Origin of the sequence: Photobacterium lucens (assembly GCF_009873615.1) — a bacterium.
Classification (GTDB): Bacteria; Pseudomonadota; Gammaproteobacteria; order Enterobacterales; family Vibrionaceae; genus Photobacterium; species Photobacterium lucens.
This window is the reverse complement of the sequence record NZ_SSMG01000371.1, coordinates 1-972: the sequence shown is the minus strand read 5'-3', so window position 1 is coordinate 972 and position 972 is coordinate 1. Positions and strand designations below refer to the sequence as shown.

Sequence of the window (972 nt, the reverse complement as noted above, 5' to 3'; positions counted from 1 at the left end):
GACATATGTCGGGTCTTGGTATTTATCAACGTTTTTATTGGCAAATAATGCTCAATTATTGCGTTTTTGTCTCAGCCGCTGCTGGTTTTTCAGCTGGTGCCGCTGCAGGTTTTGCAGTCTTGTCACCTTTAATACCTAGTAGCTCAACTTCAAATACTAGTGTTGAGTTAGCAGGAATGCTTGGATTCGCCTGTGCGCCGTAAGCTAGTTGTGGCGGAATAACAAATTCAAACTTAGAACCAACAGGCATTAGCTGAACACCTTCAGTCCAACCAGGGATCACTTGGTTTAGTGGGAAAGTTGCTGGTTGGTTACGTTGGTATGAGCTATCAAATACTGTACCGTCAGTTAGCATACCCTTGTAGTGTACTTCAACTGTGTCTGTTGCCGTTGGCTTAGGACCTGTACCTTCTTTTTCAATCTTGTACATTAGGCCAGATTTCGTCGTTACTACACCTGCTTCTTTCGCAAATTTAGCACGGAACTCTTCACCTGCTTTTACGTTTTTAGCTGCTTCTTCTTTTGCTTTCTCTTCAACGATCTTCGCAACACGTTGATCTAGCTCTTGAAGTGCTTGCTGAGTTTGCTCAGGTGTTAGACGGCTCTTACCTGCAAATACATCTTCAACACCTTGAAGTACGTCTTGACGGTTTAGATCTAAGCCAAGCTCTTTTTGTTGATCAAGGTTAGCTGATAGGTATTGAGCAAGTGACGCACCGATTGCGTATGCTGCTTTCTGATCTTCAGTTTTGAATTCAACTTTTGCATCTTCAGCAGCTGGAGCTTTAGCAGCAACCTGCTCTACTTTCGCAGGTTCTGCAGGCTTGTTAGTGTCTGCTTTATTATCATCCTGACAACCAACAGCTAGAAAAATTGTTGCTGCCAATACAGACATCTTTAGAACAGGTTTCATGTATTTCTCCATCAGTCATTGAGGCAATGCCTCATTTTTTAACTGTACTTTTTAGTATG

General features: G+C 42.4%; 1 protein-coding gene. It reads right to left on the bottom strand.

All coding sequences use genetic code 11. The features are described from left to right. Nucleotides 1–55 precede the first annotated feature (55 nt). Nucleotides 56–913 (bottom strand): FKBP-type peptidyl-prolyl cis-trans isomerase, encoded by an 858-nt coding sequence (fkpA, locus tag E5A76_RS15465; RefSeq protein ID WP_053987520.1) that lies wholly within the window; start codon nucleotides 911–913, stop codon nucleotides 56–58. Nucleotides 914–972: the final 59 nt, after the last annotated feature.